The following is a 7194-nucleotide window of genomic DNA, read 5'->3' as shown; positions in this document are numbered from 1 at the left end:
CGGCCGGGGGCGGGCCCATCGGGGGCCGGGTCAGCGCTCCCAGCGGTAGAACTCCCGTGCCATGGCGTCCTTCGGCTCCCGCCAGGTGGCCGGGTCGTACGCCTGCACGTAGGCGGTCAGGCGGTCGCTGACGGTCCGGAACTCCGGGTGCCCGACGACCTTGGCGACGGCGGGGCCCGGTGGGCGGTCGGCCTCGATCAGGTGCAGGTAGACGTCGCCGAACTGGAAGAGGCTGCGGCCGGTGACGCCGATCAGGTGCGGCAGTTCGCCCTGGTCGGACTCGGCGAACACCTCGGCGATGTCCGGCGCGGCCTCGGGCTTCATCCGGGCGACGATCAGCGCCCGGTGCACGCCGCTCACAGCTCCGCCGCCCGCTTCTCGACCTTCTCCCGGATCAGCTGCATCTGGATCTTCGAGTTGCGGTTGATGTGGCCGGTCATGCCCTCGTCGTCGACCGGGGCGGTCGGCTTCATGGCGAAGTCCTGGATCCAGCGCATCCTCGTGCCGGCCGGCGCCTCCGCGTACTCCCAGCGGATCTCCATGAACTCGAACGGGCCGGGCTCGACCCGGCGGGCGCGCACCGCGAGCGCGTCCCGGTCGGTCTCCCGCTCGGAGACCCAGCTCCACACCTGGCCGTTCTCGTCCGGGTGCATGGTGAGCCGGAACCGGACGAGCTCGCCCTGCCGGTCCAGCACCTCCACCGAGGCGTACTCGCTGAACAGCTGCGGCCAGTTCTCCAGGTCGTTGGTCATCTCCCAGACCAGGTCGAGCGGGGCGGCGATGACGATCTCGTTGTCGGTGTGTCCGGGCATCTCAGGCACCAGCCTTCGTGGCGAGGGAGGAGTTGACCAGTTCCAGGAACTCGGCCGGGGTCTTGGCCGACTCGGCGCCCGAGGTGACCTTGAGGCCGTGCCGGTTCTCCAGCTCGCCGACCACGCCGAGCAGGCCGAGCGAGTCGATGCCGAACGTGTCGAACTCCGCGCCCGGCCGCGCCAGGTCGCCCGGGTCGACGGTGACGCCGGCCCGGGACTGGAGCAGGACGGCGAGTTCCGGATAGCTGAGGGTGTTGCTCACAGGGTGTCCCTTTCGAAGGTGTGACTCGAAGGTGTGAACGGGGTGGTTCGGGGCGGTGGTCCGGGCGGTGGTTCAGGGCCGCGCGCGCCTGACCACCAGCGCGGAGTTGGAGCCCATCAGCCCGCGGCTGACCACCAGGGCGGTGTTCAGCTCGGCCGGGCGGGCGCGGCCGGTCACCAGGGCGAGGTCGTGGCAGACCTCGGTGACGTTGGGGGTGGGCGGCAGCACACCGTCCTCCATGGCCAGCACGGCGGCGGTCACGTCGAGCATCGGGGCGCCGCAGTAGGCGCGCCCCGTACCGGTCTTGGGCGCGGTGACCGGGACGCGTTCGGCGGCCGGGCCGAGCGCGTCGGCCAGTGCCAGGGCCTCGGCCCGGTCGGCCTCCGGCACCCCCAGGGCGTCCGCGAAGACCACGTCGATCTCCTCGGGCGCGATGCGGGCCTCGTCCAGCGCGATCCGGATCGCGGCCGCCAGCCCGTCCCGGGACTCCGCCCAGCGGGAGGCCCCGGTGAAGGTGGCGCCGTGGCCGACCAGTCGCGCCCGGATGCGGGCGCCGCGCAGCCGGGCCGCCTGCTCGTCCTCCAGCAGCAGCATCGCGCCGCCCTCGGCGGGGGAGAAGCCGCAGGCCAGCGCGGTGAACGGCAGGTACGCCCGCTCGGCCCGCTCGGCCAGGCTGAGCTCGGGGTAGCCGAGCTGGCAGACCATCGAGTACGGCGCCAGCGGGGCCTCGGCGGCGCCGACCACCACCGCGTCGGTGCCGCGCTCGATCGTGCGGGCGGCGTGCGCGAGGGCGTCCAGGCCGCCGGCCTCGTCGCTGGCGACGACCCCGCACGGGCCCTTGTAGCCGCCGCGGATCGAGATCTGACCGGTGCTGGCCGCGTAGAACCAGGCGATGGACTGGTACGGGCCGACGAACCTGGGGCCCTGGCCCCAGAGTTGCTGGAGCTCGCGCTGGCCGAACTCGCCGCCGCCGGAGCCGGCCGCGGTCACCACGCCGACCGCGAAGGGCTGTTCCGGGTCGGGCCGGAACCCGGCGTCCGCCACCGCCAGGTCGGCGGCGGCCATCGCGTAGTGCGTGAAGCGGTCGGTCTGCACCAGGAAGCGGTTGTCGATCGCCGACTGCGGATCGAAGCCGTTCACCTGGCCCGCGATCCGGAGCGGAAGCCCGGTGCAGCCCTCGCGGGATATCCGGTCGAGGACGCTCACGCCCTGCCTGGTGGCCTTCCAGAAGGCGTCGGCCCCGACCCCGTTCGGAGCCACCACGCCGAGCCCGGTGATCACCGCCCGGCGGCCCTGCTGACGTGACGTCATGGAATCACCCCGTTCTGTTGAGCACGACGGCGGACTGGAATCCGCCGAATCCGCTGCCGACCGAGAGGATGCGGCTCAGCGGCAGCTCGCGCGCGGTGCGCGGCACGTAGTCGAGGTCGCACTCCGGGTCCGGAGTCTCGTAGTTGGCGGTCGGCGGCACGACCCCGTGGGCGAGCGCCAGGGTGCAGGCGACGACCTCGATGGCGCCGATCGCGCCGAGCGAGTGCCCGACCATCGACTTGATCGAGCTCATCGGGGTCCTGAAGGCGTGCGCGCCCAGCGAGCGCTTGACCGCGGCGGTCTCGTGCCGGTCGTTCTGCTTGGTGCCCGAGCCGTGCGCGTTGACGTAGTCCACCTCGGTGCGGTCCACCCGGGCGTGGGCGAGCGCGTGGTCGATCGCCCGGGACATCTCCAGTCCCTCCTTGGTGAGGCCGGTCATGTGGTAGGCGTTGCCGAAGGTGGCGAAGCCGCCGATCTCGCCGTAGACCCGGGCGCCGCGCCGGCGGGCGTGCTCCAGCTCCTCCAGGACCAGGACGGCCCCGCCCTCGCCGAGCACGAAGCCGTCCCGGTCGGCGTCGAAGGGGCGGGAGGCGTGCCGCGGGTCGTCGTTGCGCTCGCTGGTGGCCTTGATGGCGTCGAAGCAGGCGACGGTGATCGGCGAGATCGGGGAGTCGGAGGCGCCGGCGAGACAGATGTCGGCGCGTCCCTCCTCGACCGCCTGGAAGCCGTAGCCGATCGCGTCCAGGCCGGAGGTGCAGCCGGTGGAGACGGTCTGCACCGGGCCGTGCGCCCCGGTCCGCTCGGCCACCGCGGAGGCCAGCGTGCTGGGCGCGAAGGCCCGGTGCAGCTGCGGCTCGGCCTGCCGGTGGTCCACGTCCCAGCGGGCGCCGGCCGCGCTCACCAGGGCGTAGTCGTGCTCCAGCCGGGTGGTGCCGCCGACGGCGGTGCCGAGCGAGACGGAGATCCGCCACGGGTCCTCGGCGGCCAGGTCCAGGCCGGCGTCGGCGATCGCCTCGTCGGCCGCGACCATCGCGAACTGCACGTAGCGGTCGGCCCGTTGGACGTCCTCCGGGCCCAGCCCGTGGGCCGCCGGGTCGAAGTCCACCTCGGCGGCGATCCGGGAGCGGAACCCGGTGGGGTCGAACAGCGTGATGCCCCGGGTCGCGGTGCGGCCGGAGGTCAGCAGCTCCCAGAACGCCGGGACGCCGACCCCGCCGGGGGCGACCACGCCGATCCCGGTGACGGCGACGCGCCGGGTCACGAGACCACCTTGGCGTGTTCCGGCGGGCCGGAGGCCGCGGTCCCCTCGGTGCTCACGTGGCCGAGGTCGGGGCGCGGGGCGAGCGGGCCGAGGTGGAAGACCATCCGGGCCTCGGTGTCGCCGACGTTGCGGAAGCGGTGGCGCATGTTGATCGGGATCATCAGGCCCTGGTCCGGCTTGAGCGGATGGGGCTTCCCGTCCAGGTCCACCTCCAGGTCGCCGCAGACGACGAACACGAACTCCTCGGAGTACGGGTGGTAGTGCTCGCCGATCCGCTCGCCGGGCCTGACGATCGCCAGGCCCATGAAGCCGCTGGTCGCGCCGCAGCTGGTCGGGGTGAGCATGGTGCGCAGCTCGGCGCCGTGGCGGCGGTTCTCCGGTGCCTCGTGGACGCTGACGATCCGTGGGGACTGCGTGGTCATGGAGATCTCCCGTGAGGTGGCGGAACGTCAGTTGTTGATCGGGTCGGCGGAACTGCGGTCGGTGACCGGGTTCATGGCGCGGGCGGCGAGGAAGGAGCCGAGCCCGGCGGCGGTGCGCAGGTCGCCCTGCGGGCCGAGATCGAGCAGCCCGGCGAGCACGGCGGCGCGCCGGTCGTCGGCCACGCCGAGGGCGGCCGCCGGGTCGGCCTCGGCCGGCACCCGCAGGTCGACCAGGCGCACCACCACGTCCTCGCGGTGGAAGACGGTGGCCGCCGCGACCGGCCCGGTCGGGTCGGCGGTGGCGAGGTTGTCGTGCTCGGCCAGCAGCTCGGCCACCTCCTGCCCGCGGCCCGGACGCACCGGGTAGAGCACGGCGTGCCGGTGCAGCCGGGCGGAGGCGGGGGAGCTGGCGATCGCCTGGTGCCGGGCGGGCAGCGCGGCCCTGGCGAAGAACGCCCGGGCGGCCTGCGGGTCGCCCAGTTGGCGGCTCTCCTCCAGGTGCGGGTTGAGCGCCTCCTCGACGGCCCGCACCTCGGGCTGCATCGCCACGTGGCGCAGCGCGTCGCCGAGGTTGCCGATCACCTCGACGGCGCGGACCACCCGGTTGCCGAGCATGAACAGGGAGGTGCGGCGCAGCCGGGTGTGCTCGTCCACCTCGGCCCGGGGGGAGGCGTAGCCGGAGAGGATGCGGGCCACCTCGGGCTCGCTGCCGGGCTTGACGGTGAAGGTCAGCGCGTGGCGCACCACGCCGTCCGGGCCCGGGTCGGCCCTGGGCGGGCCGACGTGCCCGGCGGGGGTGGTGCGCGGCAGCCCGGGCGGCACCTCCATCGGGGCCCGGGTGCCGGTCGAGCCGGCCGCCGAGGTCTCGCGCAGCACGGCGTAGCGCAGCGAGCGGAAGTTGTCGCTGACGCAGCCGTGCATCGGCTTGACCATCTCCCGGTGGGCCGGGCTGTCCACCCACTCCAGGAAGGTCTCCTGGTCCTTCCACTCGCTGGTGATCAGCCACTGGCGCGGGTCGTTGATCGACTGGCACAGCTGGTCGCTGACGTGTCCGGGGACCGAGGCCACCTGGTGGCGCAGCTGCTCGTACACGTCGAGGAAGCGCTGCTGGGCGCCGTCCTGGATCTCCAGCATCAGCACGACCCGCAGCCGGGTGTCGGCCTCGTCGTGCTGCTTCGGCTGGGGTTCGGACAGAGTTGTCATGATCCACTTTCTGCTCTGGGCCGCACGCTGCGGGCCGTGTCGGCCTGCCCGGCGGGTGCTCCCCGGCCTGGGAGGGCGGTGCGACGGCGGGTCGGCCGGGCGCGTCGGCGCCAGGCCTGAGGTCGATCGTGGGCGGCGCGGCGGGCGCGGCGCGAGATTTGCGGGCCATCCGGGCGAAGGGGCGCCACGGGCCCCCTCCGGCGGGGGATGGAAGAGCGGGGCCCCCGGTCGAGCGGGCCCGCCGAGGGCGGCGCCGAGCCCAGTCTCCGGGCCGCGGAATCCCCTGACAGGGTGGAGCAACTGATGAATCCGAAGGTTGACGACCGGGTGCCGGTCCTCATCGTGGGCGGCTCGCTGGTCGGGCTGTCGGCCTCGCTCTTCCTCGGAAGGCTCGGGGTCGGACACCTGCTGGTCGAGAAGCACGCCGACACCTCGCACCACCCGCGGGGGCGCGGCAACAACGTCCGCACCATGGAGCTGTTCCGGGTGGCCGGGATCGAACCGGCGATCCGCGAGGCGGCCTCGATCCTGGCCCCCAACCACGGCATCCTCCAGGCGCCCTCGCTGACCGGCGCCGAGCAGGAGTGGCTGTTCCGGGAGATCGACCCGGGCGGCCGGCTGGCCCGGTTCAGCCCCAGCTCCTGGTGCCTGTGCAGCCAGAACGACCTGGAGCCGGTGCTGCGGCGGGCCGCCCGCGAGCTCGGCGGCGACCTGCGGTTCAGCACCGAACTGGTCTCCTTCGAGCAGGACGCGGAGGGCGTCACCTCGGTGCTGCGCAGCCGGGAGAGCGGCGAGCAGCGGGTGGTGCGCTCGGAGTTCCTGATCGCCGCGGACGGTCCGCGCAGCCCGGTCCGCGAGCGGCTGGGCATCGGCCAGTCCGGCAAGGGCGAGCTGTTCCACAACGTCAGCATCACCTTCCGGGCCAAGCGCCTGGCCGAGGTGGTCGGCGACCGGCACTTCATCGCCTGCTACCTGACCAACCCGGAGGCGGACGGCGCGCTGCTGCCGGTGGACAACCAGGAGGAGTGGGTCTTCCACGCGCCCTGGCACCCCGAGCAGGGCGAGCCGCTGGAGGCCTTCACCGACGAGCGCTGCGAGCGGCACATCCGCACCGCCGTCGGCCTGCCGGAACTGGACGTCGAGGTCACCGGCCGGGCGCCCTGGCACGCCGCCGAGCGGGTGGCCGAGCGGTACGGCGCCGGACGGGTCCTGCTCGCCGGGGACTCCGCCCACGAGATGTCCCCGACCGGGGCGTTCGGTTCCAACACCGGCATCCAGGACGCCCACAACCTGGCGTGGAAGATCGCCGCCGTGCTGTGCGGCTGGGCCGGGCCGAGGCTGCTGGAGACGTACGGGCAGGAGCGCCGCCCGGTCGCCCGGGTGACCGGCGCGCGGGCCTCGGCGCGGTCCGCGGAGCACAGCCACCCGGGCTACGCGGTGGTGCCGGGCGCGGGCCGGCAGGCCGGGGTGCTGGCGGTGGCGCTCGGCTACCGGTACCCGGTGGGCGCGGTGGTCGGCGCGGACCGGGACGGCCCGGTGGTCCCCGAGCAGTTCGAGTCGGCGGGCGAGCCGGGCAGCCGGGCCCCGCACCAGTGGCTGCTGCGGGCGGGGGTGCGGCTCTCCACGCTGGACCTGTACGAGCAGGCGATGGTGCTGCTCACCGGCCCCGAGGGCGGCGCCTGGCAGGCGGGCGCCCAGCGCGCGGCCGACCGGCTGGCCGTCCCGCTGGACGGCTTCCGGATCGGCGACGGCGCCGAGGACGACCTGGCGCCGGAGCCCGGCGCGGACTTCGCCGCCCTGCACGGCATCGGCCCGCTGGGCGCCGTGCTGGTCCGCCCGGACGGCTTCGTCGCCTGGCGCTCGCCCGGCCCGCCGCAGGACGCGGAGGCCGAGTTCGCCACGGCGCTGCGGACGGTGCTGAGC

The 7194-nt window shown here is 74.3% G+C and carries 8 protein-coding genes; 1 reads left to right on the top strand and 7 read right to left on the bottom strand.

Annotated features, from left to right (window positions below):
- Positions 1-30: 30 nt before the first annotated feature.
- The 7 genes from ACFU6K_RS25540 to ACFU6K_RS25510 form a co-directional block, all read right to left on the bottom strand.
- Positions 31-351 carry a TcmI family type II polyketide cyclase gene (locus tag ACFU6K_RS25540; protein ID WP_380666735.1) on the bottom strand — a complete coding sequence of 107 codons (321 nt, stop codon included), beginning with the start codon at positions 349-351 and terminating at the stop codon, positions 31-33.
- Between the two features lie 5 nt (positions 352-356).
- Positions 357-812 (bottom strand): SRPBCC family protein, encoded by a 456-nt coding sequence (locus ACFU6K_RS25535; RefSeq protein WP_049659036.1) that lies wholly within the window; start codon positions 810-812, stop codon positions 357-359.
- Between the two features lies 1 nt (position 813).
- Entirely contained in the window at positions 814-1074 is a 261-nt protein-coding gene (locus ACFU6K_RS25530) for a phosphopantetheine-binding protein (RefSeq protein ID WP_049659037.1), read from the bottom strand.
- A 72-nt stretch (positions 1075-1146) separates the two neighbouring features.
- Positions 1147-2385 carry a beta-ketoacyl synthase N-terminal-like domain-containing protein gene (locus ACFU6K_RS25525; RefSeq protein WP_380666733.1) on the bottom strand — a complete coding sequence of 413 codons (1239 nt, stop codon included), beginning with the start codon at positions 2383-2385 and terminating at the stop codon, positions 1147-1149.
- 4 nt (positions 2386-2389) lie between these two features.
- Positions 2390-3646, bottom strand: a complete 1257-nt coding sequence (locus ACFU6K_RS25520) for a beta-ketoacyl synthase (RefSeq protein ID WP_049659039.1) — start codon at positions 3644-3646, stop codon at positions 2390-2392.
- On the bottom strand, positions 3643-4068 hold the full coding sequence (locus tag ACFU6K_RS25515) for a cupin domain-containing protein (protein WP_074004532.1): 426 nt from the start codon (positions 4066-4068) through the stop codon (positions 3643-3645). Before ACFU6K_RS25515 ends, ACFU6K_RS25520 begins: the two co-directional genes overlap by 4 nt.
- 27 nt (positions 4069-4095) lie before the next feature.
- Positions 4096-5271, bottom strand: coding sequence for a SchA/CurD-like domain-containing protein (locus ACFU6K_RS25510; RefSeq protein ID WP_380666731.1), 1176 nt, complete (start codon positions 5269-5271; stop codon positions 4096-4098).
- 207 nt (positions 5272-5478) lie between these two features.
- On the opposite strand from ACFU6K_RS25510, the gene ACFU6K_RS25505 reads away from it, so the two are divergent.
- Positions 5479-7194 (top strand): FAD-dependent oxidoreductase (locus ACFU6K_RS25505; protein ID WP_380666729.1); only part of this gene is annotated, 1716 nt, incomplete at its 3' end.

It is taken from the genome of Kitasatospora sp. NPDC057512 (assembly GCF_042802135.1).
Classification (GTDB): domain Bacteria; phylum Actinomycetota; class Actinomycetes; order Streptomycetales; family Streptomycetaceae; genus Kitasatospora.
The sequence above is the reverse complement of the archived record's forward strand: the minus strand, read 5'-3'. Positions and strand labels throughout refer to the sequence as shown.